At 67.0% G+C, this 22755-nt stretch carries 38 protein-coding genes; 36 read left to right on the forward strand and 2 right to left on the reverse strand.

From position 1 onward, the window contains the following. The first annotated feature begins 6 nt into the window (after positions 1 to 6). From pqqA to rplO, 26 genes are all read left to right on the forward strand, one after another. Positions 7 to 153 carry a pyrroloquinoline quinone precursor peptide PqqA gene (gene pqqA / locus L0P92_RS07600; RefSeq protein WP_234761746.1) on the forward strand — a complete coding sequence of 49 codons (147 nt, stop codon included), beginning with the start codon at positions 7 to 9 and terminating at the stop codon, positions 151 to 153. A 2-nt stretch (positions 154 to 155) separates the two neighbouring features. Beyond that, positions 156 to 1055, forward strand: coding sequence for a pyrroloquinoline quinone biosynthesis protein PqqB (gene pqqB, locus L0P92_RS07605; protein WP_234761747.1), 900 nt, complete (start codon positions 156 to 158; stop codon positions 1053 to 1055). Beyond that, complete coding sequence (gene pqqC, locus L0P92_RS07610) at positions 1052 to 1789, forward strand: pyrroloquinoline-quinone synthase PqqC (RefSeq protein ID WP_234761748.1); 738 nt, start codon at positions 1052 to 1054, stop codon at positions 1787 to 1789. Before pqqB ends, pqqC begins: the two co-directional genes overlap by 4 nt. Next, a complete protein-coding gene (gene pqqD / locus L0P92_RS07615; protein ID WP_234761749.1) occupies positions 1786 to 2058 on the forward strand; it encodes a pyrroloquinoline quinone biosynthesis peptide chaperone PqqD in 273 nt (90 codons plus the stop codon). Before pqqC ends, pqqD begins: the two co-directional genes overlap by 4 nt. After that, positions 2055 to 3155 carry a pyrroloquinoline quinone biosynthesis protein PqqE gene (pqqE, locus tag L0P92_RS07620; protein ID WP_234761750.1) on the forward strand — a complete coding sequence of 367 codons (1101 nt, stop codon included), beginning with the start codon at positions 2055 to 2057 and terminating at the stop codon, positions 3153 to 3155. The genes pqqD and pqqE overlap by 4 nt, the downstream gene beginning before the upstream one ends. 370 nt (positions 3156 to 3525) lie before the next feature. Further along, positions 3526 to 3834, forward strand: a complete 309-nt coding sequence (gene rpsJ, locus L0P92_RS07625; RefSeq protein WP_003948644.1) for a 30S ribosomal protein S10 — start codon at positions 3526 to 3528, stop codon at positions 3832 to 3834. Between the two features lie 17 nt (positions 3835 to 3851). Further along, entirely contained in the window at positions 3852 to 4496 is a 645-nt protein-coding gene (gene rplC / locus L0P92_RS07630; RefSeq protein WP_190073617.1) for a 50S ribosomal protein L3, read from the forward strand. An 8-nt stretch (positions 4497 to 4504) separates the two neighbouring features. Continuing rightward, positions 4505 to 5161, forward strand: coding sequence for a 50S ribosomal protein L4 (rplD, locus tag L0P92_RS07635; RefSeq protein ID WP_234761751.1), 657 nt, complete (start codon positions 4505 to 4507; stop codon positions 5159 to 5161). Continuing rightward, the gene (gene rplW, locus L0P92_RS07640) at positions 5161 to 5580 is read left to right on the forward strand and encodes a 50S ribosomal protein L23 (protein ID WP_234761752.1); all 420 of its coding nucleotides are present in this window, start codon (positions 5161 to 5163) and stop codon (positions 5578 to 5580) included. Before rplD ends, rplW begins: the two co-directional genes overlap by 1 nt. A 40-nt stretch (positions 5581 to 5620) precedes the next feature. Beyond that, positions 5621 to 6457, forward strand: a complete 837-nt coding sequence (gene rplB, locus L0P92_RS07645) for a 50S ribosomal protein L2 (RefSeq protein ID WP_037887002.1) — start codon at positions 5621 to 5623, stop codon at positions 6455 to 6457. A 12-nt stretch (positions 6458 to 6469) separates the two neighbouring features. Next, positions 6470 to 6751, forward strand: coding sequence for a 30S ribosomal protein S19 (gene rpsS, locus L0P92_RS07650; protein WP_019753092.1), 282 nt, complete (start codon positions 6470 to 6472; stop codon positions 6749 to 6751). A 44-nt stretch (positions 6752 to 6795) separates the two neighbouring features. Further along, positions 6796 to 7143: a 50S ribosomal protein L22 gene (gene rplV, locus L0P92_RS07655; RefSeq protein ID WP_019753093.1), complete on the forward strand. Its 348-nt coding sequence runs from the start codon at positions 6796 to 6798 to the stop codon at positions 7141 to 7143. Then, positions 7143 to 7964 (forward strand): 30S ribosomal protein S3, encoded by an 822-nt coding sequence (rpsC, locus tag L0P92_RS07660; RefSeq protein WP_031477835.1) that lies wholly within the window; start codon positions 7143 to 7145, stop codon positions 7962 to 7964. The genes rplV and rpsC overlap by 1 nt, the downstream gene beginning before the upstream one ends. A gap of 5 nt (positions 7965 to 7969) precedes the next feature. Further along, positions 7970 to 8389: a 50S ribosomal protein L16 gene (rplP, locus tag L0P92_RS07665; RefSeq protein ID WP_030745246.1), complete on the forward strand. Its 420-nt coding sequence runs from the start codon at positions 7970 to 7972 to the stop codon at positions 8387 to 8389. Continuing rightward, the gene (gene rpmC, locus L0P92_RS07670) at positions 8389 to 8613 is read left to right on the forward strand and encodes a 50S ribosomal protein L29 (protein ID WP_007494763.1); all 225 of its coding nucleotides are present in this window, start codon (positions 8389 to 8391) and stop codon (positions 8611 to 8613) included. Before rplP ends, rpmC begins: the two co-directional genes overlap by 1 nt. Then, positions 8613 to 8897 carry a 30S ribosomal protein S17 gene (gene rpsQ, locus L0P92_RS07675; RefSeq protein ID WP_018543912.1) on the forward strand — a complete coding sequence of 95 codons (285 nt, stop codon included), beginning with the start codon at positions 8613 to 8615 and terminating at the stop codon, positions 8895 to 8897. The genes rpmC and rpsQ overlap by 1 nt, the downstream gene beginning before the upstream one ends. 107 nt (positions 8898 to 9004) lie before the next feature. Beyond that, the gene (gene rplN, locus L0P92_RS07680) at positions 9005 to 9373 is read left to right on the forward strand and encodes a 50S ribosomal protein L14 (RefSeq protein WP_003998823.1); all 369 of its coding nucleotides are present in this window, start codon (positions 9005 to 9007) and stop codon (positions 9371 to 9373) included. Positions 9374 to 9375: 2 nt separating this feature from the next. Further along, entirely contained in the window at positions 9376 to 9699 is a 324-nt protein-coding gene (rplX, locus tag L0P92_RS07685; RefSeq protein ID WP_053674523.1) for a 50S ribosomal protein L24, read from the forward strand. Continuing rightward, a complete protein-coding gene (rplE, locus tag L0P92_RS07690) occupies positions 9699 to 10256 on the forward strand; it encodes a 50S ribosomal protein L5 (protein WP_015658460.1) in 558 nt (185 codons plus the stop codon). Before rplX ends, rplE begins: the two co-directional genes overlap by 1 nt. Before the next feature lie 5 nt (positions 10257 to 10261). Next, positions 10262 to 10447, forward strand: a complete 186-nt coding sequence (locus tag L0P92_RS07695; RefSeq protein WP_003948630.1) for a type Z 30S ribosomal protein S14 — start codon at positions 10262 to 10264, stop codon at positions 10445 to 10447. A gap of 212 nt (positions 10448 to 10659) precedes the next feature. Continuing rightward, positions 10660 to 11058, forward strand: a complete 399-nt coding sequence (rpsH, locus tag L0P92_RS07700; protein WP_030046382.1) for a 30S ribosomal protein S8 — start codon at positions 10660 to 10662, stop codon at positions 11056 to 11058. Positions 11059 to 11082: 24 nt separating this feature from the next. Next, positions 11083 to 11622 carry a 50S ribosomal protein L6 gene (rplF, locus tag L0P92_RS07705; protein WP_030046383.1) on the forward strand — a complete coding sequence of 180 codons (540 nt, stop codon included), beginning with the start codon at positions 11083 to 11085 and terminating at the stop codon, positions 11620 to 11622. 3 nt (positions 11623 to 11625) lie between these two features. Beyond that, positions 11626 to 12009, forward strand: coding sequence for a 50S ribosomal protein L18 (gene rplR / locus L0P92_RS07710; RefSeq protein WP_071364959.1), 384 nt, complete (start codon positions 11626 to 11628; stop codon positions 12007 to 12009). Positions 12010 to 12045: 36 nt separating this feature from the next. Then, the gene (gene rpsE / locus L0P92_RS07715) at positions 12046 to 12651 is read left to right on the forward strand and encodes a 30S ribosomal protein S5 (RefSeq protein ID WP_015658456.1); all 606 of its coding nucleotides are present in this window, start codon (positions 12046 to 12048) and stop codon (positions 12649 to 12651) included. Positions 12652 to 12653: 2 nt separating this feature from the next. After that, complete coding sequence (gene rpmD / locus L0P92_RS07720; RefSeq protein ID WP_003974250.1) at positions 12654 to 12836, forward strand: 50S ribosomal protein L30; 183 nt, start codon at positions 12654 to 12656, stop codon at positions 12834 to 12836. A gap of 2 nt (positions 12837 to 12838) precedes the next feature. Next, on the forward strand, positions 12839 to 13294 hold the full coding sequence (gene rplO / locus L0P92_RS07725) for a 50S ribosomal protein L15 (protein WP_014674382.1): 456 nt from the start codon (positions 12839 to 12841) through the stop codon (positions 13292 to 13294). Positions 13295 to 13383: 89 nt separating this feature from the next. Here rplO and L0P92_RS07730 read toward each other — a convergent pair whose 3' ends face one another. After that, positions 13384 to 14391, reverse strand: a complete 1008-nt coding sequence (locus tag L0P92_RS07730) for a hypothetical protein (protein WP_234761753.1) — start codon at positions 14389 to 14391, stop codon at positions 13384 to 13386. Between the two features lie 52 nt (positions 14392 to 14443). Then, on the reverse strand, positions 14444 to 14866 hold the full coding sequence (locus tag L0P92_RS07735; protein WP_234761754.1) for a hypothetical protein: 423 nt from the start codon (positions 14864 to 14866) through the stop codon (positions 14444 to 14446). A 343-nt stretch (positions 14867 to 15209) separates the two neighbouring features. On the opposite strand from L0P92_RS07735, the gene secY reads away from it, so the two are divergent. The 10 genes from secY (at position 15210) to truA (ending at position 22754) form a co-directional block, all read left to right on the forward strand. After that, on the forward strand, positions 15210 to 16523 hold the full coding sequence (gene secY / locus L0P92_RS07740) for a preprotein translocase subunit SecY (protein ID WP_234761755.1): 1314 nt from the start codon (positions 15210 to 15212) through the stop codon (positions 16521 to 16523). After that, the gene (locus L0P92_RS07745) at positions 16523 to 17185 is read left to right on the forward strand and encodes an adenylate kinase (RefSeq protein WP_234761756.1); all 663 of its coding nucleotides are present in this window, start codon (positions 16523 to 16525) and stop codon (positions 17183 to 17185) included. Before secY ends, L0P92_RS07745 begins: the two co-directional genes overlap by 1 nt. 141 nt (positions 17186 to 17326) lie before the next feature. Then, positions 17327 to 18163, forward strand: coding sequence for a type I methionyl aminopeptidase (gene map, locus L0P92_RS07750; RefSeq protein ID WP_234761757.1), 837 nt, complete (start codon positions 17327 to 17329; stop codon positions 18161 to 18163). Positions 18164 to 18411: 248 nt separating this feature from the next. After that, a complete protein-coding gene (infA, locus tag L0P92_RS07755) occupies positions 18412 to 18633 on the forward strand; it encodes a translation initiation factor IF-1 (protein ID WP_003948620.1) in 222 nt (73 codons plus the stop codon). A 60-nt stretch (positions 18634 to 18693) separates the two neighbouring features. Further along, on the forward strand, positions 18694 to 18807 hold the full coding sequence (rpmJ, locus tag L0P92_RS07760) for a 50S ribosomal protein L36 (RefSeq protein ID WP_003998809.1): 114 nt from the start codon (positions 18694 to 18696) through the stop codon (positions 18805 to 18807). 196 nt (positions 18808 to 19003) lie between these two features. Next, on the forward strand, positions 19004 to 19384 hold the full coding sequence (gene rpsM, locus L0P92_RS07765; protein ID WP_030046388.1) for a 30S ribosomal protein S13: 381 nt from the start codon (positions 19004 to 19006) through the stop codon (positions 19382 to 19384). A gap of 70 nt (positions 19385 to 19454) precedes the next feature. Further along, the gene (rpsK, locus tag L0P92_RS07770) at positions 19455 to 19859 is read left to right on the forward strand and encodes a 30S ribosomal protein S11 (protein WP_003956432.1); all 405 of its coding nucleotides are present in this window, start codon (positions 19455 to 19457) and stop codon (positions 19857 to 19859) included. Between the two features lie 155 nt (positions 19860 to 20014). Next, positions 20015 to 21037 (forward strand): DNA-directed RNA polymerase subunit alpha, encoded by a 1023-nt coding sequence (locus L0P92_RS07775; protein WP_003966937.1) that lies wholly within the window; start codon positions 20015 to 20017, stop codon positions 21035 to 21037. 178 nt (positions 21038 to 21215) lie between these two features. After that, positions 21216 to 21725, forward strand: a complete 510-nt coding sequence (gene rplQ, locus L0P92_RS07780; protein ID WP_234761758.1) for a 50S ribosomal protein L17 — start codon at positions 21216 to 21218, stop codon at positions 21723 to 21725. 165 nt (positions 21726 to 21890) lie between these two features. Next, the gene (gene truA, locus L0P92_RS07785) at positions 21891 to 22754 is read left to right on the forward strand and encodes a tRNA pseudouridine(38-40) synthase TruA (protein ID WP_234761759.1); all 864 of its coding nucleotides are present in this window, start codon (positions 21891 to 21893) and stop codon (positions 22752 to 22754) included. The last annotated feature ends 1 nt before the right edge of the window (position 22755 follow it).

Consider the following 22755-nt stretch of genomic DNA (forward strand, 5'->3'; position numbering starts at 1 on the left):
CGCCCCATGCCCGAGAACACCGAACAGCTGAAGCCCGTCGAGCACACCGCCTCGGACCAGACGGACGACGCCACGTGGCAGACCCCCGCCTGCGAGGTCGTCGACACCGCCCTGGAGGTAACCGCCTACTCCCTCAGCACCCGCCAGCCGTAGCCATGCTGCTGCTGGTACTCGGCACCGCCGCCGGCGGCGGCATCCCCCAGTGGAACTGCGCGTGCCCCGGATGTGCCGGGGCACGCGCCCACCCGCTACGGCGGCGCCGGCACGCCTCACTCGCCGTGCGGACGGGGGAGGGGCGGTGGTACCTGGTCAACGCGACGCCCGACATCGGCGACCAGATCGAGGCCCGGCCCGAGCTGCGGCCCGGGCCCGAACCCCGGCGGACTCCGATCGTCGGCGTGGTCCTCACCGACGCCGAACTCGACCACACCCTGGGGCTCGCCCGGCTGCGGGAGGCGGACCGGCTCCAGGTGACGGCGACGGCCCCGGTCCGCGAGGCGCTGCTCGACCGCCTGCGCCTCGGTGAGGTGCTGACGCCGTACACCGACCTGACCTGGCGGGACCTGCCCACACACGGTGCCCAGCCCCTGGACGCCACGGCTGCGGGCCCGCGGATCAGCGCCATCCCGGTCTCCGGCAAGCGTCCGCGGTACGCCGCCGACGCCCCGGACGACGAGGCATGGGTCGTCGCGCTACGCCTGTACGACCCGGCCGGCGGCGCCACCGTCCTCTACGCCCCGGCCCTGGCCGCCTGGCCGGACCCCCTTCAGCAGGCCGCCGCCGAGGCCGACTGCGTCATCGTCGACGGCACCTTCTTCGACGACGAGGAGCCCCGCCGTACCGGCATCTCCTCCCGCACCGCCACCGGCATGGGCCACCTGCCGATCGACGGCCCGGACGGCACCGCCGAACGCCTCGCCCGTCTGCCCGCCCGCTGCCTCTACACCCACCTCAACAACACCAACCCCCTCGTCGACCCGGCGGCGCCCCAGCACAAGCGGCTCGCCCGGCTCGGCATCGAGGTGGCGCACGACGGGATGGTGATCGAACTTTGAGCACAGCGGCCGCGCACCCGAGACCAGCACCGCTTCCCGAGCCCTGGAGCCCCGCGGAGTTCGAGGCCCGCCTGCGCGCGGTGGGGGAGGAGCGCTACCACCACCGGCACCCCTTCAACATCCGGATGCACAGCGGCGGCCTCAGCCCGGCCGAACTCCGCCGCTGGATCGTCAACCGCTTCCACTACCAGCGCCACATCCCCGTCAAGGACGCCCTGATCACCGCCAAGCTGGACAGCCCCGAACTGCGCCGGATGTGGCTGCGCCGCATCCAGGACCACGACGGGCCACAGGAGGGCGAGGGCGGCATGGAGCGATGGCTACGGCTCGCGGAGGCCGCAGGCGTGGACCGCGGGACGCTGCTGCGCGCCGACTCCGTACTGCCGGGCGTACGCCTCGCGGTCGACGGATACGTCAACTTCTGCCGGCTGCGCTCGCCCCTCGAAGCCGTCGCCGCCTCGCTCACCGAGCTGTCCGCCCCGGACCTGATGCTCACCCGTATCGAGGCCTTCGAACGCCACTACCCATGGATCGAACCCGACGGCCTCGCCTACTTCCGCTCCCGGGTCTCCCAGGGCCGGCGCGACAGCCGGGAGGCGCTCGACCTCGTTCACCTCTGGGCCCGCTCCCGCGACGACCAGGAGCGCGCCGTCGCCGCACTGCGCTTCAAGTGCGAGGTCCTGTGGTCGCTGCTGGACGCCGTGGACCGGGCCGGCCGGGAGGAGCCGCAGTGAGCACGGCACCCGGTACCGACTGGCGGCCCACCCCCGCCCCCTCCATCGTGCGCCGCCACGACCCCGTACGGGGCGACGACCTGCTGCTCCGCCCCGAGCGCGTCGGTGTCCTGACCGGCTCGGCCGGGGTGGTCGTGGAGCTGTGCGACGGCACCCGCACCGTGGGCGACATCGTCGGCGAACTGGCCGGACGCTTCCCCGCCGCCCTCGTGGCCACCGAGGTGCCGGCGTTCCTGGAGCGACTGCGGGAGGAGGGGTGGCTGCGGTGAGCGCTCGCCCCTGGGCACTGCTCGCCGAGCTCACCCACGCCTGTCCGCTGCACTGCGGCTACTGCTCCAATCCCCTCGAACTCACCAGCCGTACAAGTGAGTTGAGCACCGAGCAGTGGGCCGAGGTGATGCGTCAGGCCGGCGAGCTCGGCGTCGTCCACACGCATCTGTCGGGCGGTGAGCCGTTGCTGCGCCGGGACCTTGAGGGGATCGTCGCCGCCGCCGACGCCGCCGGTATCTACACCCAGCTCGTCACCAGCGGCGTCGGCCTGGACCGGGCCCGGCTGGATGTCCTCGCCGGCGCCGGGCTGAAGAGCGTCCAGCTCTCCGTCCAGCACGCCGAGCCCCGCGCCAGCGATCGGATCGCCGGGCGCCGGTCCTTCGAAGAGAAGGGGCGGGCCGCCGCGGTCGTACGAGACGTCGGCCTGCCCCTCGGGCTCAATGTCGTCCTGCACCGCGACAACCTCGACGCCCTCGACGACATCGTCGAGCTCGGCCTGTCCTGGGGCGTCGAGCGCATCGAGCTGGCGAACGTGCAGTTCTACGGCTGGGGGCTGCTCAACCGCGCCGCGCTGATGCCGACGCGCGAGCAGCTCGCCGGGGCGCGGGAGGCCGTACGGCGGTGGCGGGAGAGGCTGCCCGCCGGGCCCGAGCTGGTCTGGGTCGTCCCCGATCACTTCGACGGCGTCGCCAAGCCCTGCATGGGCGGCTGGGGCTCGGTCTCGCTCACCGTCACCCCCGACGGCACCGTCCTGCCCTGCCCGGCGGCGGCCGCCCTGCCGGACCTGGACCCGCCGAACGTACGGGATCATTCGCTGGGGTGGATCTGGGGGCGGTCCGAGGCGTTCCGTCGGTATCGCGGTACCGACTGGATGGCCGAACCCTGCCGCAGTTGCTCCCGGCGCGACGAGGACTTCGGTGGCTGCCGCTGCCAGGCGTACGCCCTCACGGGGGACGCCACCCGTACCGATCCCGCCTGTCGGCTCTCCCCGGACCATGGCCTGATCAGAGCCCTGACCGAGGACAAAGGGGGCGAAAGGCCGAAAATCCGGCACCGGGTGCCCGGGCGAGCCAAGGGGGCGGCGGGCCGGGTTTGACCTACGTCACCCCGGGGGTATTCTCTCCGGCTCGATTGGCGGACCCCCTGCCCCATATGGCAGACTGTCCGAGTTGCTCGGTCGAGTGTTGATGCTGCGCGCCTCCCGCCGGGAGGACCGGAAGCGAGTCCCACAGTACTCGTCGCCCTAACTGCCGTGAGGCAGCGCTGGGGCGGACGTACGGGAATCTTCCGGGAAGTGTGGTGCGGCACTGGCCAGGCACCCGGTGAACCTCTTTCCCAAGGCAAGGGATGTTCGAACAAGGGACATCTGTGTCAGCGGAAGCGCGACACGCCCGACCGCGTGGGTCGGAGAAGTCGAAGGAACACCGGGTTCCAGAGCTGTAGAGAGACAGGACTACTGAGTAGCCATGGCGGGACAGAAGATCCGCATCCGGCTCAAGGCCTACGACCACGAGGTCATCGACTCCTCGGCGAAGAAGATCGTCGAGACGGTGACCCGCACTGGTGCGTCGGTCGCGGGCCCGGTGCCGCTGCCCACTGAGAAGAACGTGTACTGCGTCATCAAGTCGCCGCACAAGTACAAGGACTCGCGCGAGCACTTCGAGATGCGCACGCACAAGCGCCTGATCGACATCCTCGACCCGACGCCCAAGACCGTTGACTCTCTGATGCGACTCGACCTCCCGGCCGGTGTCGACATCGAGATCAAGCTCTGAGGGTCGGTGATCTGAGAATGGCTAAGCAGATCAAGGGCATCCTGGGCGAGAAGCTCGGCATGACGCAGGTGTGGGACGCGAACAACCGCGTCGTCCCGGTCACCGTCGTCAAGGCCGGCCCCAACGTCGTGACCCAGGTTCGTACGAACGACGTCGACGGCTACGAGTCGGTTCAGATCGCCTTCGGCGACATCGACCCGCGCAAGGTGAACAAGCCCCTCAAGGGCCACTTCGCCAAGGCCGACGTCACCCCCCGTCGTCACCTCGTCGAGATCCGCACCGCTGACGCCTCCGAGTACACGCTCGGCCAGGAAGTCACGGCCGAGGTCTTCGAGGCCGGCGTGAAGGTCGACGTCACCGGCAAGAGCAAGGGCAAGGGCTTCGCCGGTGTCATGAAGCGTCACAACTTCAAGGGCCTCGGCGCCGGTCACGGCACCCAGCGCAAGCACCGCTCTCCCGGTTCCATCGGTGGCTGCGCCACCCCGGGCCGTGTGTTCAAGGGCCTCCGCATGGCGGGTCGTATGGGCAACGAGCGGGTCACCACCCAGAACCTGACCGTCCACGCCGTTGACGCGGAGAAGGGTCTGCTGCTCATCAAGGGCGCGGTTCCCGGTCCGAACGGCGGCCTCGTCCTGGTCCGCACCGCGGCCAAGGGGGCCTGAGGTAACCGATGAGCACTGTTGACATCCTTTCGCCGGCGGGCGACAAGGCCGGTTCCGTCGAGCTCCCCGCGGAGATCTTCGACGTAGAGAAGATCAGCGTTCCGCTGCTCCACCAGGTCGTCGTCGCGCAGCTGGCCGCTGCCCGCCAGGGCACGCACAAGACCAAGACCCGTGGCGAGGTCCGTGGTGGTGGCAAGAAGCCTTACCGCCAGAAGGGCACCGGTCGCGCCCGTCAGGGCTCGACCCGCGCGCCGCAGTTCGCCGGTGGTGGCGTCGTGCACGGTCCCGTGCCGCGTGACTACTCGCAGCGGACCCCGAAGAAGATGAAGGCCGCGGCCCTGCGCCACGCCCTCACCGACCGGGCCCGCAACAACCGCATCCACGTCGTCTCCGGCGTGATCGAGGGCGAGACCCCCTCCACGAAGGCCGCGAAGAGCCTGTTCGGCAAGATCTCGGAGCGCAAGAACCTGCTCCTGGTCGTCGAGCGCGCCGACGAGGCCGCGTGGCTGTCCGCCCGCAACCTGCCCCAGGTCCACATCCTGGAGCCGGGCCAGCTGAACACGTACGACGTTCTCGTCTCGGACGACGTGGTCTTCACCCAGGCCGCCCTGGAGTCCTTCGTGTCCGGCCCGAAGGCCAATGACACCGAAGGGAGCGAGGCCTGATGGCTATCCGTCACCCCGCCATTGCCTCCAAGGCCGCGAAGAAGGCCAAGGCCGCTCGCGTCGCCAAGGCGCGTCGCCACGCCGCCGAGGGCAAGAACACCGTCGTCACCCCGGCCAGCAAGGCGTTCACGGACCCCCGTGACGTCCTGATCAAGCCGGTCGTGTCCGAGAAGAGCTACGCGCTTCTCGACGAGAACAAGTACACGTTCATCGTCGCGCCGAGCTCCAACAAGACCCAGATCAAGCAGGCCGTCGAGTCGGTCTTCGAGGTCAAGGTCACCGGGGTCAACACGATCAACCGCCAGGGCAAGCGCAAGCGGACCCGCACCGGCTTCGGCCAGCGTGCAGGGACCAAGCGCGCGATCGTGACCCTCGCCGAGGGCGACCGTATCGACATCTTCGGCGGTCCGACCGCCTGAGGGCGGTCCGGATCGTCCGATATCGGACGAGGACTGAGAAATGGGAATCCGCAAGTACAAGCCGACTACGCCGGGCCGTCGTGGCTCCAGCGTCGCCGACTTCGTCGAGGTCACGCGGTCCACGCCGGAGAAGTCGTTGGTCCGCCCCCTGCACAGCAAGGGTGGCCGTAACAACTCCGGTCGTGTGACCGTCCGCCACCAGGGTGGTGGCCACAAGCGCGCCTACCGTGTGATCGACTTCCGTCGTCACGACAAGGACGGCGTGCCGGCGAAGGTCGCGCACATCGAGTACGACCCCAACCGCACCGCGCGCATCGCGCTGCTGCACTACGCCGACGGCGAGAAGCGCTACATCCTCGCCCCGCGCAACCTGCAGCAGGGTGACCGCGTCGAGAACGGTCCCGGGGCCGACATCAAGCCGGGCAACAACCTGGCGCTGCGCAACATCCCGGTCGGTACCACGATCCACGCGATCGAGCTCCGTCCCGGTGGCGGCGCCAAGTTCGCCCGCTCCGCCGGTGCCTCCGTGCAGCTGCTCGCGAAGGAGGGCCAGATGGCCCACCTGCGCATGCCCTCCGGTGAGATCCGCCTGGTCGACGTGCGCTGCCGCGCCACCGTCGGCGAGGTCGGCAACGCCGAGCAGAGCAACATCAACTGGGGTAAGGCCGGCCGTAAGCGCTGGCTGGGCGTCCGCCCGACCGTTCGCGGTGTGGCGATGAACCCGGTTGACCACCCGCACGGTGGTGGTGAGGGCAAGACCTCCGGTGGTCGCCACCCGGTCTCCCCGTGGGGTCAGAAGGAGGGTCGTACTCGTGCTCCCAAGAAGGCGAGCAACAAGTACATCGTCCGCCGCCGCAAGACGAACAAGAAGCGCTAGGAGCGGGTTTAGATGCCGCGCAGTCTCAAGAAGGGGCCCTTCGTCGACGACCACCTGATCAAGAAGGTGGAAGCCCAGAACGAAGCCGGCACCAAGAACGTCATCAAGACCTGGTCCCGTCGCTCCATGATCGTGCCGGCCATGCTCGGCCACACGCTCGCGGTGCACAACGGCAAGACCCACATCCCGGTGTTCGTCACCGAGTCGATGGTCGGCCACAAGCTCGGCGAGTTCTCGCCGACGCGCACCTTCCGGGGCCACGTCAAGGACGACCGGAAGTCGAAGCGCCGCTAGTAGCGGATCGCATTCAGACACGTAAGTAACTGAGAGGGACAACCATGGAAGCCAGGGCCCAGGCGCGGTACATCCGCGTTACGCCCATGAAGGCCCGCCGCGTGGTGGACCTTATCCGTGGCATGGATGCCACGGAGGCTCAGGCTGTTCTGCGATTCGCTCCGCAGGCAGCCTCCGTGCCCGTCGGCAAGGTGCTCGACAGCGCCATCGCCAACGCCGCGCACAACTACGACCACCCGGACGCCTCCTCGCTGTTCATCAGCGAGGCGTACGTCGACGAGGGCCCGACCCTGAAGCGGTTCCGTCCGCGTGCCCAGGGCCGTGCCTACCGGATCCGCAAGCGGACCAGCCACATCACCGTGGTCGTCGCCAGCAAGGAAGGAACCCGGTAATGGGCCAGAAGGTTAACCCGCATGGGTTCCGGCTCGGTGTCACGACCGACTTCAAGTCGCGTTGGTACGCCGACAAGCTGTACAAGGACTACGTCAAGGAAGACGTCGCCATCCGTCGGATGATGACGTCCGGCATGGAGCGCGCCGGTATCTCGAAGGTTGAGATCGAGCGCACCCGTGACCGTGTGCGGGTGGACATCCACACCGCGCGTCCGGGCATCGTCATCGGCCGCCGTGGCGCCGAGGCCGACCGCATCCGCGGTGACCTCGAGAAGCTCACGGGCAAGCAGGTCCAGCTGAACATCCTCGAGGTCAAGAACCCCGAGACCGACGCTCAGCTGGTTGCCCAGGCCGTTGCCGAGCAGCTCTCCTCCCGCGTCTCCTTCCGCCGCGCCATGCGTAAGAGCATGCAGTCGGCGATGAAGGCCGGCGCCAAGGGCATCAAGATCCAGTGCGGTGGCCGCCTCGGTGGCGCCGAGATGTCCCGCTCGGAGTTCTACCGCGAGGGCCGTGTGCCCCTGCACACGCTCCGCGCGAACGTGGACTACGGCTTCTTCGAGGCCAAGACGACCTTCGGCCGCATCGGTGTGAAGGTCTGGATCTACAAGGGCGACGTCAAGAACATCGCCGAGGTCCGCGCCGAGAACGCTGCGGCCCGTGCGGGTAACCGCCCGGCCCGTGGTGGTGCCGACCGCCCGGCCCGTGGTGGCCGTGGTGGCGAGCGGCGCGGTCGTAAGCCGCAGCAGGCTGCCGGTTCCGAGGCCCCCAAGGCCGAGGCTCCCGCGTCCGCTCCGGCTGAGAGCACCGGAACGGAGGCCTGACCGACATGCTGATCCCCCGTAGGGTCAAGCACCGCAAGCAGCACCACCCGAAGCGCTCTGGCATGTCCAAGGGTGGAACGCAGGTTGCGTTCGGCGAGTACGGCATCCAGGCGCTCACCCCGGCCTACGTGACGAACCGTCAGATCGAGGCCGCTCGTATCGCCATGACGCGTCACATCAAGCGTGGTGGCAAGGTCTGGATCAACATCTACCCGGACCGTCCCCTCACCAAGAAGCCCGCCGAGACCCGCATGGGTTCCGGTAAGGGTTCTCCGGAGTGGTGGATCGCCAACGTCAAGCCCGGACGCGTGATGTTCGAGCTGTCGTACCCCAACGAGAAGATCGCCCGTGAGGCTCTGACTCGCGCCGCCCACAAGCTGCCGATGAAGTGCCGGATCGTCAAGCGCGAGGCAGGTGAAGCGTGATGTCGGCCGGTACCAAGGCGTCCGAGCTGCGCGAGCTGGGCAACGAGGAGCTTCTGGCGAAGCTCCGCGAGGCCAAGGAAGAGCTGTTCAACCTCCGCTTCCAGGCGGCGACGGGTCAGCTCGAGAACCACGGCCGTCTCAAGGCGGTCCGCAAGGACATCGCGCGGATCTACACCCTGATGCGCGAGCGTGAGCTGGGCATCGAAACGGTGGAGAACGCCTGATGAGCGAGAAGAACGTGACTGAGAACGCAGAGGCGCGCGGTTTCCGCAAGACCCGTGAGGGTCTGGTCGTCAGCGACAAGATGGACAAGACCGTCGTCGTCGCCGTCGAGGACCGTGTGAAGCACGCGCTGTACGGCAAGGTCATCCGCCGTACGAACAAGCTCAAGGCGCACGACGAGCAGAACGCCGCGGGCGTCGGCGACCGTGTCCTCCTCATGGAGACCCGGCCGCTGTCCGCGACGAAGCGCTGGCGCGTCGTCGAGATCCTCGAGAAGGCCAAGTAATTTCCTGCGGGGAACATCCCGCAGGTCAGTTCCGCCAGGCTCGGCAGGGGCTCACCTCGTAACGAGGCGGCCCCTGCCGGGAACCGGCAGACACACAGGAGATAGACGTGATCCAGCAGGAGTCGCGACTGCGCGTCGCCGACAACACTGGTGCGAAGGAGATCCTTTGCATCCGTGTGCTCGGTGGCTCCGGTCGCCGCTACGCGGGCATCGGTGACGTCATCGTCGCCACCGTCAAGGACGCGATCCCCGGTGGCAACGTGAAGAAGGGTGACGTCGTCAAGGCGGTCATCGTTCGCACCGTCAAGGAGCGCCGCCGTCCGGACGGCTCGTACATCCGCTTCGACGAGAACGCCGCCGTCATTCTGAAGAACGACGGCGACCCTCGCGGCACCCGCATCTTCGGCCCGGTCGGCCGTGAGCTGCGCGAGAAGAAGTTCATGAAGATCATCTCGCTCGCGCCGGAGGTGCTGTAAGCATGAAGATCAAGAAGGGCGACCTGGTCCAGGTCATCACCGGTAAGGACAAGGGCAAGCAGGGCAAGGTCATTGCCGCTTACCCGCGCGACGAGCGCGTCCTGGTCGAGGGTGTCAACCGGGTCAAGAAGCACACCAAGGCCGGTCCGACCGCTCGCGGTTCGCAGGCCGGCGGCATCGTCACGACCGAGGCGCCGATCCACGTCTCCAACGTCCAGCTGGTCGTTGAGAAGGACGGCAACAAGGTCGTCACGCGTGTCGGCTACCGCTTCGACGACGAAGGCAACAAGATCCGCGTTGCCAAGCGGACGGGTGAGGACATCTGATGGCTACCACCACCACTCCGCGTCTGAAGACGAAGTACCGCGAGGAGATCGCGGGCAAGCTGCGTGACGAGTTCAAGTACGAGAACGTCATGCAGGTTCCCGGCCTCGTCAAGATCGTGGTCAACATGGGTGTCGGCGACGCCGCCCGTGACTCGAAGCTGATCGAGGGCGCCATCCGCGACCTGACCACGATCACCGGTCAGAAGCCGGCCGTCACCAAGGCCCGCAAGTCCATCGCGCAGTTCAAGCTGCGTGAGGGTCAGCCGATCGGTGCCCACGTCACGCTTCGTGGCGACCGCATGTGGGAGTTCCTGGACCGCACCCTGTCGCTCGCGCTCCCGCGCATCCGCGACTTCCGTGGTCTGTCCCCCAAGCAGTTCGACGGCCGTGGCAACTACACCTTCGGTCTCACGGAGCAGGTCATGTTCCACGAGATCGACCAGGACAAGATCGACCGTACCCGGGGTATGGACATCACCGTGGTCACCACGGCGACCAACGACGCTGAGGGCCGCGCGCTCCTTCGTCACCTCGGCTTCCCGTTCAAGGAGGCGTGAGCGAGATGGCGAAGAAGGCTCTGATTGCCAAGGCTGCTCGCAAGCCCAAGTTCGGTGTGCGTGGCTACACGCGCTGCCAGCGCTGCGGCCGTCCGCACTCCGTGTACCGCAAGTTCGGCCTGTGCCGCGTGTGCCTTCGTGAGATGGCTCACCGTGGCGAGCTGCCGGGCGTGACCAAGAGCTCCTGGTAATCCCTGTAATCAGGGATTCCTGAAGCTCTCGGTAAGCATCTGGGTGGACAGGGGCCCACCCCCGCATGGCTTAGGCTTGTGGGGTTGGGCGCCTGTCGCGCCCGTACGACTTACTACGCCGTAGGTCCACCGCGCCGCACCCGTCCCGTCTCGGATCGGGGAGAGGGATGGCGCACCAGGAAACCCCGGCGAGAGAGGCCGAAGGCCAATTCATGACCATGACTGATCCGATCGCAGACATGCTTACGCGTCTGCGGAACGCGAACTCGGCATACCACGACTCCGTGACGATGCCGGCATCGAAGATCAAGTCGCACATCGCGGAGATCCTCCAGCAGGAGGGCTTCATCACGGGCTGGCGCGTCGAGGACGCCGAGGTCGGCAAGAACCTCGTCCTCGAGCTGAAGTTCGGCCCGAACCGTGAGCGCTCCATCGCGGGCATCAAGCGGATCTCCAAGCCCGGTCTCCGGGTGTACGCGAAGTCCACCAACCTGCCGAAGGTGCTCGGCGGCCTCGGCGTGGCGATCATCTCCACGTCGCACGGGCTCCTCACCGACAAGCAGGCCGGCAAGAAGGGCGTGGGTGGGGAAGTCCTCGCCTACGTCTGGTAGCGGAAGGGAACGGAGGAAACAGCTATGTCGCGTATTGGCAAGCTCCCCATCACGGTTCCCGCCGGCGTGGACGTCACCATCGACGGCCGTACGGTCTCGGTCAAGGGCCCCAAGGGCACGCTGACCCACACCGTTGCCGCGCCGATCGACATCGCCAAGGGTGAGGACGGCGTCCTGAACGTCACCCGCCCCAACGACGAGCGTCAGAACAAGGCCCTGCACGGCCTGTCCCGCACGCTGGTGGCGAACATGATCACCGGCGTGACCCAGGGTTACGTGAAGAAGCTCGAGATCAGCGGTGTCGGTTACCGCGTGACGGCCAAGGGTTCGAACCTTGAGTTCGCGCTCGGCTACAGCCACCCGATCACCGTCGAGGCCCCCGAGGGCATCACCTTCAAGGTGGAGGCCCCGACCCGGTTCTCGGTCGAGGGCATCGACAAGCAGAAGGTCGGCGAGGTTGCGGCCAACATCCGCAAGCTGCGCAAGCCCGACCCGTACAAGGCCAAGGGCGTCAAGTACGAGGGCGAAGTCATCCGCCGCAAGGTCGGAAAGGCGGGTAAGTAAGCCATGGCATACGGACAGAAGATCCTGAAGGGCGACGCCTACAAGCGCGCCGCGATCAAGCGCCGTCACATCCGGATCCGCAAGCGGATCAACGGTACGGCGGAGCGTCCGCGTCTGGTCGTTACCCGCTCCAACCGCCACATCGTGGCCCAGGTGATCGACGACCTCAAGGGTCACACCCTTGCGTCGGCGTCCACCCTGGACACCTCGATCCGCGGTGGCGAGGGCGACAAGTCCGCGCAGGCCAAGCAGGTCGGCGCCCTGGTCGCCGAGCGTGCCAAGGCCGCCGGTGTCGAGGCCGTCGTGTTCGACCGTGGTGGCAACCAGTACGCCGGGCGCATCGCCGCCCTGGCGGACGCCGCCCGCGAAGCCGGGCTCAAGTTCTGAGCCGCTCGTAGCTAGCGGAAAGAGAGAGGTAATCCAATGGCTGGACCCCAGCGCCGCGGTGGCGGTGCCGGTGGCGGCGAGCGGCGGGACCGTAAGGGTCGTGACGGTGGCGCAGCCGCCGCCGAGAAGACTGCTTACGTTGAGCGTGTCGTCGCGATCAACCGTGTCGCCAAGGTTGTGAAGGGTGGTCGTCGCTTCAGCTTCACCGCGCTGGTCGTGGTGGGCGACGGTGACGGCACCGTGGGTGTCGGTTACGGCAAGGCCAAGGAGGTGCCGGCCGCCATCGCCAAGGGTGTTGAGGAGGCCAAGAAGCACTTCTTCAAGGTCCCCCGTATCCAGGGCACCATCCCGCACCCGATCCAGGGTGAGAAGGCTGCCGGCGTCGTGCTCCTGAAGCCCGCGTCGCCCGGTACCGGTGTTATCGCCGGTGGTCCGGTGCGTGCCGTGCTCGAGTGCGCCGGTATCCACGACATCCTGTCGAAGTCGCTCGGCTCCGACAACGCGATCAACATCGTGCACGCGACCGTGGAGGCCCTGAAGGGCCTGCAGCGTCCCGAGGAGGTCGCGGCCCGCCGTGGCCTGCCGCTCGAGGACGTCGCCCCCGCGGCTCTTCTCCGTGCGCGTGCCGGGGCGGGTGCGTAATCATGGCGCAGCTCAAGATTACGCAGGTCAAGTCCTATATCGGCAGCAAGCAGAACCACCGTGACACCCTGCGCTCCCTTGGTCTCAAGGGCATCAACACGCAGGTCGTCAAGGAGGACCGCCCCGAGTTCCGCGGCATGGTGCACACCGTCCGCCACCTCGTGACGGTCGAGGAGGTCGACTGATCATGGCGGAGCAGAACCCGCTCAAGATCCACAACCTCCGTCCCGCCCCGGGCGCCAAGACCGCCAAGACCCGTGTCGGTCGTGGTGAGGCGTCGAAGGGTAAGACGGCCGGTCGTGGTACCAAGGGTACGAAGGCCCGTTACCAGGTTCCGGAGCGCTTCGAGGGTGGCCAGATGCCCCTTCACATGCGTCTTCCGAAGCTGAAGGGCTTCAAGAACCCGTTCAAGACCGAGTACCAGGTCGTGAACCTCGACAAGCTGGCCGCGCTGTACCCCGAGGGTGGCGAGGTCACCGTCGAGGGTCTGGTGGCCAAGGGTGCCGTTCGCAAGAACAGCCTCGTCAAGGTCCTCGGCCAGGGCGAGATCTCCGTGGCGCTGCAGGTGACGGTCGACGCCGTCTCCGGCTCCGCCAAGGAGAAGATCACCGCCGCCGGCGGCACCGTCACCGAGCTCGTCTGAGTTCGGACGGCGTCTCGCTGACGTAACAGCAGGACGGCCGGGAACGGCCCTCTTCGGAGGGGCGTTCCCGGCCGTTTCTGTCTGGCCCGTCAGGCGCCGGTGATGCGCTCGGCGTTCTTCCGCCACTTGTCGCGCAGGCCGAGGAACTCCTTCATCTGCTCGGCGTGTTGGCCGATGTACCGCTGCTCGTAGGCGGACTCCACGGCGACGACCACGTCGAGATAGCGCACCTGCTTCTTACAGGCCATGTCCGCGGTTGCCGTGGCTGTTTCGGCCTTGCTCGGGCCCTTGCCGGTGCTGGTCTGCCACCGGGAGTCCGTCGCCGCCTCCGACGGGGAGGCGTACGTGTACCCGTCGGACTTCATGCAGGCGGACCAGTCGGAGATCACCCGCTCGATGCGGCTGTCCTTCTGGATCTGAAGCGAGAGGGTCTGGCGGATCACACTCACATAGGACTCGATGAGTCCCCGTGGGCTGGCGTCCGAGACCCGGGTGATGACCATGCCCTGTTCCTCGAATTTACGAGGCGGACTGGCGCCCTCGGTCAATTCGCGTCCGGCTTCCCCGTAGCATCCGTCCTTGGGGACCCGGTGTCCTTTGTAGGTCGCCATCTTTCCGGAGAGCAGCTTTTTCTCGGTCTGGGTCGCCGTGTCGTCCCAGCTACCCTTTTCCGGGCCCTCGGGCGGAAGGGAATAGCCTTTCTTCGCCGCCTCGGGGAACCAGAGGAATTCATAGATGTTCGGTTCGGCCTCGGCCACCGCGTCCTCGTCGAGCGGATGCTGCCGGTGGCCGAGGTCGCGCAGGCAGCGGTTCACCACCTTTGCCTCGGCCTGCTTCAGCGCGGTGTCGTCGGCCGCGTCCGGGACGTACTCGTCCAAGGGCCTGGTGACCTGGAGCCGGTCGGTCGGCACCTTGGGAATGGCACGGACGGACGGCTCCGGTTGCGGGCTCGCCGTGCCGTCCGGCTGCGCTGTGGAGTTCAGACTCGAGCAGCCGGTCACGAGCACCGTGCCGGCGGCGAGGAAGAGTGCGAATTTCTTGGGTGCCACTGGCCCTCCGTAAAGCAACAGGAAAAGCCGCGTGGCCCCCTGCTTCACGACAGGAGGCCACGCAGCTGAATCGGACGTCAGTCAGCCGTCCGTCGAGGACTCAGCAGCCGTACTTGGAGTACGAGGAGATGATGTCGTTGTAAGGGCCGGTGAAGGGGCTGCTGAATTCGCCCTTCGTGCCCTTGGCGATCTGGATGCTGGCGCCCTTGAAGTCGACGTTCACGAAGAACTTGAACCCGGTGCAGGACGTACCCGAGCCGGCGGTCCACCCGGAGATGGAGTCCCCGATGTAGGCGCCGTCGTTGAAGTAGTGCCGGCCGTGGAAGTTCTTCAGGGCGGGCGAGCCCAGGTCGTAGTAGCCCTTGCTCTTGTTGTGCCCGTGGTCGTTGAACACGCAGATGTCGGTGCTGGAGCAGGTGCCGTCACCGCTGCCGGCCGAGGCCGACGGCGCCAGCATGATGCCCGCGGCCACGGTGGCGGCGGCGACGGACGCGACGGTTGCTATGGAGCGCTTCACGCGCATTGTTGAACCCCCAGTTTTGGTTCGTCAGGGCTGGTCGTGCGGTTGGTCAGCCGCTTCCCTGACGCTGTGCGACGTGATGATCACGCCGTTCGATCAAGGACCATACGAGCCACTCAGGGGGCGGTCAAGCGTTTTACGTGTATGTGTTCGAATCCTTCCGGTCAGTGGACCGAAGCAGGACTACAAGGGGGGTGGATCGACGCCCCGTTAGGGCTCTGATGTAGGTAGGCTGTGGCGCTAGCGCCCAGCGCTGTCCTGGCGTGCCGTAATCTCGTTCCGCAGGCCGTTAACCCAATTCAGTCGTTACCTCACGCGCGCACACGCGGGGGTCGCAGGAGGCACCGTGCTCACCGCGTTCGCCCGGGCGTTCAAGACGCCCGACCTGCGCAAGAAGCTGCTCTTCACGCTCGGCATCATCGTGATCTACCGGATCGGTACGCATATCCCGATCCCCGGCGTCGACTACAGGGCCGTTCAGGTCTGTATCGATCAGGCGAGCACCAACACCGGCCTCTTCGGTCTGGTCAACATGTTCAGCGGTGGCGCTCTGCTGCAGATCACCATCTTCGCGCTCGGCATCATGCCGTACATCACGGCGAGCATCATCCTTCAGCTGCTGACCGTAGTGATCCCGCGCCTGGAAGCCCTGAAGAAGGAGGGTCAGGCCGGTACCGCGAAGATCACCCAGTACACCCGGTACCTGACCGTGGCGCTTGCGATCCTGCAGGGCACCGGCCTGGTGGCCACCGCCCGCAGCGGCGCGCTCTTCCAGCGCTGCCAGGTCGCCAACCAGATCGTGCCGGACCAGTCGATCTTCACCACCGTCGTGATGGTCATCACCATGACCGCCGGTACGGCCACCGTCATGTGGCTCGGTGAGCTCATCACCGACCGCGGCATCGGCAACGGCATGTCGATCCTGATGTTCATCTCGATCGCCGCCACCTTCCCGTCCGCGCTGTGGGCCATCAAGGAGCAGGGCTCCCTGGCCGGCGGCTGGATCGAGTTCGGCACCGTGGTCGCCGTCGGCCTCGTGATGATCGGCCTGGTGGTCTTCGTCGAGCAGGCTCAGCGCCGTATTCCGGTCCAGTACGCGAAGCGGATGATCGGCCGCCGGTCCTATGGCGGTACGTCGACCTACATTCCGCTGAAGGTCAATCAGGCGGGCATCATCCCTGTGATCTTTGCCTCGTCGCTGCTCTACATCCCGGCGCTGATCGCGCAGTTCTCCGGTGGTTCTTCCGACTGGAAGGCCTGGATCGAGCGGAACCTCGCGCAGACGGACGCCCCGACGCACATCGTTCTCTACTTCTTCCTGATCATTTTCTTCGCCTTCTTCTACGTGGCCATCTCGTTCAACCCCGAGGAAGTCGCGGACAACATGAAGAAGTATGGTGGCTTCATCCCGGGCATCCGGGCTGGCCGACCGACCGCTGAGTACCTTTCGTACGTGCTCAACCGGATCACCTGGCCGGGCTCGCTGTACTTGGGCCTGATCGCTCTCGTGCCGACGATGGCGTTGGCTGGTTTCGGGGCAAACCAGAACTTCCCGTTCGGCGGGACCAGCATCCTGATCATCGTGGGTGTCGGTCTCGAGACGGTGAAGCAGATCGAGAGCCAGCTCCAGCAGCGCAATTACGAAGGGTTCCTCCGCTAATGCGTATCGTCCTCGTCGGGCCGCCGGGTGCCGGCAAGGGAACGCAGGCCGCGTTCCTCGCCAAGAACCTGTCGATCCCGCACATCTCCACGGGCGACCTGTTCCGGGCCAACATCAGCCAGCAGACGGAGCTCGGGAAACTCGCGAAGTCCTACATGGACGCGGGCAACCTGGTGCCGGACGAGGTCACCATCGGGATGGCCAAGGACCGTATGGAGAAGCCGGACGCCGAGAACGGCTTTCTGCTGGACGGCTTCCCGCGCAACGTGTCCCAGGCCGAGGCGCTCGACGAGATGCTCCAGTCCGAGAGCATGAAGCTGGACGCGGTGCTGGACCTCGAGGTCCCCGAGGAAGAGGTCGTCAAGCGGATCGCCGGGCGGCGCATCTGCCGCAGGGACTCCAGCCACGTCTTCCATGTCACGTACAGCCGGCCGAAGACCGAGGGTGTCTGCGACGCCTGCGGCGGCGAGCTGTACCAGCGCGACGACGACTCGGAGGACACCGTCCGCAAGCGGCTGGAGGTCTACCACACGCAGACCGAGCCGATCATCGACTACTACAAGACGCAGGGGCTGGTCGTCACCATCTCCGCGCTCGGCAAGGTCGAAGAGGTCACGGCGCGCGCCATGGAGGCGCTTCAGCGTGACGAGGACGGCAAGTAGCAGCGCTCCTGGCGCATACGCAGCTCAGGCCGCGGCTCCCTTCGAGGGGGCCGCGGCTGCTGTGTGGGGTGGGGTGCGCAGGCTCCGCCCTTATGGTTGAGACAGTCCCCTCTATCCGGCCCACGAAAGGCGCCCGTCCCCATGGTGCAGATCAAGTCCCCCGAGCAGATCGCCAAGATGCGTGAGGCGGGGCTGGTCGTCGCCGCCATCCACGCGGCCACGCGCGAGGCCGCGGTCCCCGGGGCCAGCACCAGGGATCTGGACGAGGTCGCGCGCAAGGTGCTCGCCGAGCACGGCGCCAAGTCGAACTTCCTCGGCTACGGCGGCTTCCCCGCGACGATCTGCACCTCCGTGAACGACGTCGTCGTCCACGGCATCCCGTCCGAGGACGTCGTCCTGGGGGACGGCGACATCATCTCCATCGACTGCGGCGCCATCATCGACGGCTGGCACGGCGACGCCGCCTACACCGCGTTCGTGGGCTCCGGTCACGCCCCGGAGCTGATCGAGCTCTCCCGGGTGACCGAGGAGTCGATGTGGGCCGGCATCGCGGCCATGAAGCAGGGGAACCGGCTCGTCGACGTCTCCCGTGCCATCGAGACGTACATCCGCCGGCAGCCGAAGCCCGGTGGCGGCAAGTACGGGATCATCGAGGACTACGGCGGTCATGGCATCGGTACCGAGATGCACATGGACCCGCATCTGCTGAACTACGTCGACCGGCGGCGGGGGAAGGGGCCGAAGCTGGTGCCCGGGTTCTGTCTCGCGATCGAGCCGATGGTCTCGCTGGGGACGGCGAAGACCGAGGTGCTCTCGGACGACTGGACGGTGATCACGACGGACGGTACGTGGTCGTCTCACTGGGAGCACTCGGTGGCGCTCACGGAGGAGGGGCCGCTGGTGCTCACGTCTCCCGACGGGGGTAAGGCGAAGTTGGCGGAGCTGGGGATTGTCGCCGCGCCGGATCCGTTGGCCTGAGCGCCTACCGGGGAGGGCCGTCCTGGTGGTGGGCGGCTGCGGGCCGGTGGGGGTTGATCGCGCAGTTCCCCGCGCCCCTGGGTCGGCCGCGCTTAGCGATCTTTCAAGTGGGGCAGGCTTCCTCGATTCGTCTTTCAGGGTGGGCTGACGTAGACTGACTCGTCGGCTCTCGTGCACCCGCATGTCCGCATGCGCCCGTAAGGGAACGCAGGGGAGTCGATCAAGGTAGTCGATTCGAAGGGCGAAGCGTGGCCAAGAAGCAAGGTGCCATCGAGATCGAGGGCACTGTCGTCGAGTCTCTGCCGAACGCCATGTTCAAGGTCGAGCTCCAGAACGGCCACCAGGTCCTGGCACACATCAGCGGCAAGATGCGTATGCACTACATCCGCATCCTCCCTGACGACCGGGTCGTGGTGGAGCTGTCTCCGTACGACCTGACGCGTGGCCGGATCGTCTACCGGTACAAGTAGATCTTGCCCGCGCCCCGGGACCTCCCTGGGCGATGGCACTGACCCGGAGAACCTCACCCAATGAAGGTCAAGCCGAGCGTCAAGAAGATCTGCGACAAGTGCAGGGTGATCCGCCGTCACGGTCGGGTCATGGTCATCTGCGAGAACCCGCGCCACAAGCAGCGCCAGGGCTGACGCACGATCGACCGATCCCTCTGCATCGATATCGCAGAGATTCGCGCGACGCGAGCTGAATTTCGTTCATACGCAGGACCCAAGCCGATACGGCTTGACACCCCCGGTTCGGAGGCCGGGGACCCGATTCGTACCTGGTACGGCGGTCGGGAGTCGGTTCTGCGGAAGACCTCCGAAGATCACCAGGAGCCATTGAATGGCACGCGTTTCCGGTGTTGACATCCCGCGCGACAAGCGCGTGGAGGTCGCCCTCACCTACGTGTTCGGCATCGGCCGGACCCTCTCGCAGGCGACGCTGGCAGCGACCGGCGTCGACCCGAACACCCGCGTTCGCGACCTCTCCGAGGAGCAGCTCGTCGCGATCCGCGAGTACGTCGACAACAACATCAGGACCGAGGGTGACCTCCGTCGTGAGATCCAGGCCGACATCCGCCGCAAGGTCGAGATCGGCTGCTACCAGGGTCTGCGTCACCGTCGCGGTCTGCCCGTCCGCGGTCAGCGCACCAGCACCAACGCTCGTACCCGCAAGGGCCCGCGTCGCGCCATCGCCGGCAAGAAGAAGCCGGGCAAGAAGTAGTCCTCAGCGGACAACGCTTCATCAGCGGTCTTCGCTGTAGGACCGACCACCTCCCCGTAGGAGTTAGTAGATGCCCCCCAAGGGTCGTCAGGGCGCTGCCAAGAAGGTGCGCCGCAAGGAAAAGAAGAACGTCGCTCACGGCCACGCGCACATCAAGAGCACGTTCAACAACACGATCGTCTCCATCACGGACCCGTCCGGCAACGTGATCTCCTGGGCCTCCGCCGGCCACGTCGGCTTCAAGGGTTCCCGGAAGTCCACGCCGTTCGCCGCGCAGATGGCCGCCGAGTCGGCTGCCCGCCGCGCCCAGGAGCACGGCATGCGCAAGGTCGACGTGTTCGTGAAGGGTCCGGGTTCCGGTCGTGAGACCGCGATCCGTTCGCTGCAGGCCACGGGCCTCGAGGTCGGCTCCATCCAGGACGTCACCCCGACCCCGCACAACGGCTGCCGTCCGCCGAAGCGTCGTCGCGTCTGACGCACGGCTGCTTCGCGCAGGCTGAGGATTCGGGCGGTACGGCTCTGTAAGGGTCGTATCGCCCGTACCCTTGTAGTACCCCGCGCTGTGTATGCGGCGCGGTTCCGTCGGGCGTCAAATAGCGGGCGTCCACGAAAGAAGGATCTGATCCACACATGCTGATCGCTCAGCGTCCCTCGTTGACCGAAGAGGTCGTCGACGAGTTCCGCTCCCGGTTCGTGATCGAGCCGCTGGAGCCGGGCTTCGGTTACACCCTCGGCAACTCTCTTCGCCGGACCCTCCTGTCCTCGATCCCGGGTGCGGCGGTCACGTCCATCCGCATCGACGGCGTTCTGCACGAGTTCACCACCGTGCCGGGCGTCAAGGAGGACGTCACCGACCTGATCCTCAACATCAAGCAGCTGGTCGTCTCCTCGGAGCACGACGAGCCCGTCGTGATGTACCTGCGCAAGCAGGGCCCGGGTCTGGTCACCGCCGCCGACATCGCGCCCCCGGCCGGTGTCGAGGTGCACAACCCCGACCTGGTCCTCGCCACGCTCAACGGCAAGGGCAAGCTGGAGATGGAGCTCACGGTCGAGCGTGGCCGTGGTTACGTTTCGGCTGTTCAGAACAAGCAGGTGGGTCAGGAGATCGGTCGCATCCCGGTCGACTCGATCTACTCGCCGGTTCTGAAGGTCACGTACAAGGTCGAGGCCACTCGTGTCGAGCAGCGCACCGACTTCGACAAGCTGATCGTCGACGTCGAGACCAAGCAGGCGATGCGTCCGCGTGACGCCATGGCCTCTGCGGGTAAGACGCTGGTCGAGCTGTTCGGGCTTGCCCGTGAGCTCAACATCGACGCCGAGGGCATCGACATGGGTCCGTCCCCCACGGACGCCGCCCTTGCCGCTGATCTGGCGCTGCCGATCGAGGAGCTCGAGCTCACCGTTCGGTCGTACAACTGCCTCAAGCGTGAGGGCATCCACTCCGTGGGTGAGCTCGTGGCTCGTTCCGAGGCCGACCTGCTCGACATCCGTAACTTCGGTGCGAAGTCGATCGACGAGGTCAAGGCGAAGCTGGCCGGTATGGGCCTGGCCCTGAAGGACAGCCCGCCCGGATTCGACCCGACCGCCGCCGCCGACGCCTTTGGTGCCGACGACGACGCGGACGCCGGATTCGTCGAGACCGAGCAGTACTAAGAGCTCCGCGGGGAGGCCGTACTGCTTCTGCGGGCCGGTTGTGGCTGGTCGCGCAGTTCCCCGCGCCCCTTCCGGGGCGCCCCTTCGGGGACGCCCCGGATCTCCGACAGGCGACCGCCTGCTCGGATACTGACCCCGGTACCTGACACGGCCGGGGCAGACACACAGGAGAAACAACATGCCGAAGCCCACCAAGGGTGCCCGTCTGGGCGGCAGTGCCGCGCACGAGAAGCTGCTCCTCGCGAACCTCGCGAAGGCGCTCTTCGAGCACGGTCGTATCACCACCACCGAGGCGAAGGCCCGTCGTCTGCGGCCGTACGCCGAGCGTCTGGTGACCAAGGCGAAGAAGGGTGACCTTCACAACCGCCGTCAGGTGCTCCAGGTCATCACGGACAAGAGCGTCGTCCACACGCTCTTCACCGAGATCGGCCCGCGGTACGAGAACCGTCCCGGTGGTTACACCCGGATCACCAAGATCGGTAACCGTCGTGGCGACAACGCGCCCATGGCTGTCATCGAGCTGGTCGAGGCGCTGACGGTTGCGCAGGAGGCGACGGGTGAGGCTGAGGCCGCCACCAAGCGCGCTGCCAAGGACGCCGAGGTTGCCGAGGTTGCCGAGACCAAGGTCGACACGACCAAGGTCGAGGACGCTGCTGAGGCTCCGGCCGAGGAGTCGAAGGACGCCTAAGCGTCTGCCGGGGGCTGTTCGGTTGCGGCTGCGGCGGCGTCGTGGCTTGTCGCGCCCACGCGGCGGAGCCGCATATCGACACAGTCCCGCGCCCCTTGAGGGCGTTGGCGGGTCCGTTCCTTTCGAGGGGCGGGCCCGCTTTTGTGTTCCTGAGAGGATCTGTACGTGAGTGATGAAGTAGCGGCCGGGCATGTTCGTATCCGTCTTGATCTGTCCTATGACGGGACCGAGTTCTCCGGGTGGGCCAAGCAGGCCGGCGGGCGGCGGACCGTGCAGGGGGAGATCGAGGATGCGCTGCGGACCGTCACGCGGTCGGGGGGCGCGACGTATGAGTTGACCGTGGCGGGGCGTACGGATGCCGGGGTGCATGCTCGGGGGCAGGTGGCGCATGTCGATCTGCCGGAGGCCGTCTGGCGCGAGCATCACGAGAAGTTGCTCAAGCGGCTTGCCGGGCGGTTGCCCAAGGATGTGCGGGTGTGGGCACTCAGGGAGGCGCCCAGCGGGTTCAATGCGCGGTTCTCGGCGGTCTGGCGGCGGTACGCGTATCGGGTCACCGACAATCCGGGGGGTGTCGATCCGCTGCTGCGTAGTCATGTTCTGTGGCACGACTGGCCCCTCGACGTCGACTCCATGAACGAGGCGGCCGGGCGGCTGCTCGGGGAGCATGACTTCGCCGCCTACTGCAAGAAGCGGGAGGGGGCCACGACCATTCGCACCTTGCAGGAGCTGAGTCTGGTGCGGGGGGACGACGGGATCGTCACCGCCACCGTGCGGGCCGACGCCTTCTGTCACAACATGGTGCGGTCGCTCATCGGGGCGCTGTTGTTCGTGGGGGACGGGCATCGGCCGGCGGACTGGCCCGGGAAGGTGCTTGCCGCGGGGGTGCGGGACTCGGCCGTGCATGTGGTGCGGCCGCATGGGCTGACGCTGGAGGAAGTGGGCTATCCGGCCGACGAGTTGCTGGCTGCGCGGAGCAAGGAGGCGCGGAACAAGCGGTCGTTGCCGCCGAGCGCGGGGTGCTGCGGCTGAC

The organism is Streptomyces muensis, assembly GCF_021474425.1.
Classification (GTDB): Bacteria; Actinomycetota; Actinomycetes; order Streptomycetales; family Streptomycetaceae; genus Streptomyces; species Streptomyces muensis.

Coding starts and splice junctions, on each gene's coding strand:
- rplQ (WP_234761758.1), top strand. CDS start 21,216: ATGCCGAAGCCCACCAAGGGTGCCCGTCTGGGCGGCAGTGCCGCGCAC.
- rpmJ (WP_003998809.1), top strand. CDS start 18,694: ATGAAGGTCAAGCCGAGCGTCAAGAAGATCTGCGACAAGTGCAGGGTG.
- rplE (WP_015658460.1), top strand. CDS start 9,699: ATGGCTACCACCACCACTCCGCGTCTGAAGACGAAGTACCGCGAGGAG.
- rplF (WP_030046383.1), top strand. CDS start 11,083: ATGTCGCGTATTGGCAAGCTCCCCATCACGGTTCCCGCCGGCGTGGAC.
- pqqA (WP_234761746.1), top strand. CDS start 7: ATGCCCGAGAACACCGAACAGCTGAAGCCCGTCGAGCACACCGCCTCG.
- rplD (WP_234761751.1), top strand. CDS start 4,505: ATGAGCACTGTTGACATCCTTTCGCCGGCGGGCGACAAGGCCGGTTCC.
- rplW (WP_234761752.1), top strand. CDS start 5,161: ATGGCTATCCGTCACCCCGCCATTGCCTCCAAGGCCGCGAAGAAGGCC.
- pqqB (WP_234761747.1), top strand. CDS start 156: ATGCTGCTGCTGGTACTCGGCACCGCCGCCGGCGGCGGCATCCCCCAG.
- rpsE (WP_015658456.1), top strand. CDS start 12,046: ATGGCTGGACCCCAGCGCCGCGGTGGCGGTGCCGGTGGCGGCGAGCGG.
- rpmD (WP_003974250.1), top strand. CDS start 12,654: ATGGCGCAGCTCAAGATTACGCAGGTCAAGTCCTATATCGGCAGCAAG.
- L0P92_RS07695 (WP_003948630.1), top strand. CDS start 10,262: ATGGCGAAGAAGGCTCTGATTGCCAAGGCTGCTCGCAAGCCCAAGTTC.
- map (WP_234761757.1), top strand. CDS start 17,327: ATGGTGCAGATCAAGTCCCCCGAGCAGATCGCCAAGATGCGTGAGGCG.
- rplR (WP_071364959.1), top strand. CDS start 11,626: ATGGCATACGGACAGAAGATCCTGAAGGGCGACGCCTACAAGCGCGCC.
- rpsH (WP_030046382.1), top strand. CDS start 10,660: ATGACCATGACTGATCCGATCGCAGACATGCTTACGCGTCTGCGGAAC.
- rplO (WP_014674382.1), top strand. CDS start 12,839: ATGGCGGAGCAGAACCCGCTCAAGATCCACAACCTCCGTCCCGCCCCG.
- rpsJ (WP_003948644.1), top strand. CDS start 3,526: ATGGCGGGACAGAAGATCCGCATCCGGCTCAAGGCCTACGACCACGAG.
- L0P92_RS07745 (WP_234761756.1), top strand. CDS start 16,523: ATGCGTATCGTCCTCGTCGGGCCGCCGGGTGCCGGCAAGGGAACGCAG.
- rpmC (WP_007494763.1), top strand. CDS start 8,389: ATGTCGGCCGGTACCAAGGCGTCCGAGCTGCGCGAGCTGGGCAACGAG.
- L0P92_RS07735 (WP_234761754.1), bottom strand. CDS start 14,866: ATGCGCGTGAAGCGCTCCATAGCAACCGTCGCGTCCGTCGCCGCCGCC.
- rpsM (WP_030046388.1), top strand. CDS start 19,004: ATGGCACGCGTTTCCGGTGTTGACATCCCGCGCGACAAGCGCGTGGAG.
- rpsK (WP_003956432.1), top strand. CDS start 19,455: ATGCCCCCCAAGGGTCGTCAGGGCGCTGCCAAGAAGGTGCGCCGCAAG.
- rpsS (WP_019753092.1), top strand. CDS start 6,470: ATGCCGCGCAGTCTCAAGAAGGGGCCCTTCGTCGACGACCACCTGATC.
- rpsC (WP_031477835.1), top strand. CDS start 7,143: ATGGGCCAGAAGGTTAACCCGCATGGGTTCCGGCTCGGTGTCACGACC.
- rplP (WP_030745246.1), top strand. CDS start 7,970: ATGCTGATCCCCCGTAGGGTCAAGCACCGCAAGCAGCACCACCCGAAG.
- rplX (WP_053674523.1), top strand. CDS start 9,376: ATGAAGATCAAGAAGGGCGACCTGGTCCAGGTCATCACCGGTAAGGAC.
- rpsQ (WP_018543912.1), top strand. CDS start 8,613: ATGAGCGAGAAGAACGTGACTGAGAACGCAGAGGCGCGCGGTTTCCGC.
- L0P92_RS07775 (WP_003966937.1), top strand. CDS start 20,015: ATGCTGATCGCTCAGCGTCCCTCGTTGACCGAAGAGGTCGTCGACGAG.
- rplC (WP_190073617.1), top strand. CDS start 3,852: ATGGCTAAGCAGATCAAGGGCATCCTGGGCGAGAAGCTCGGCATGACG.
- rplV (WP_019753093.1), top strand. CDS start 6,796: ATGGAAGCCAGGGCCCAGGCGCGGTACATCCGCGTTACGCCCATGAAG.
- rplB (WP_037887002.1), top strand. CDS start 5,621: ATGGGAATCCGCAAGTACAAGCCGACTACGCCGGGCCGTCGTGGCTCC.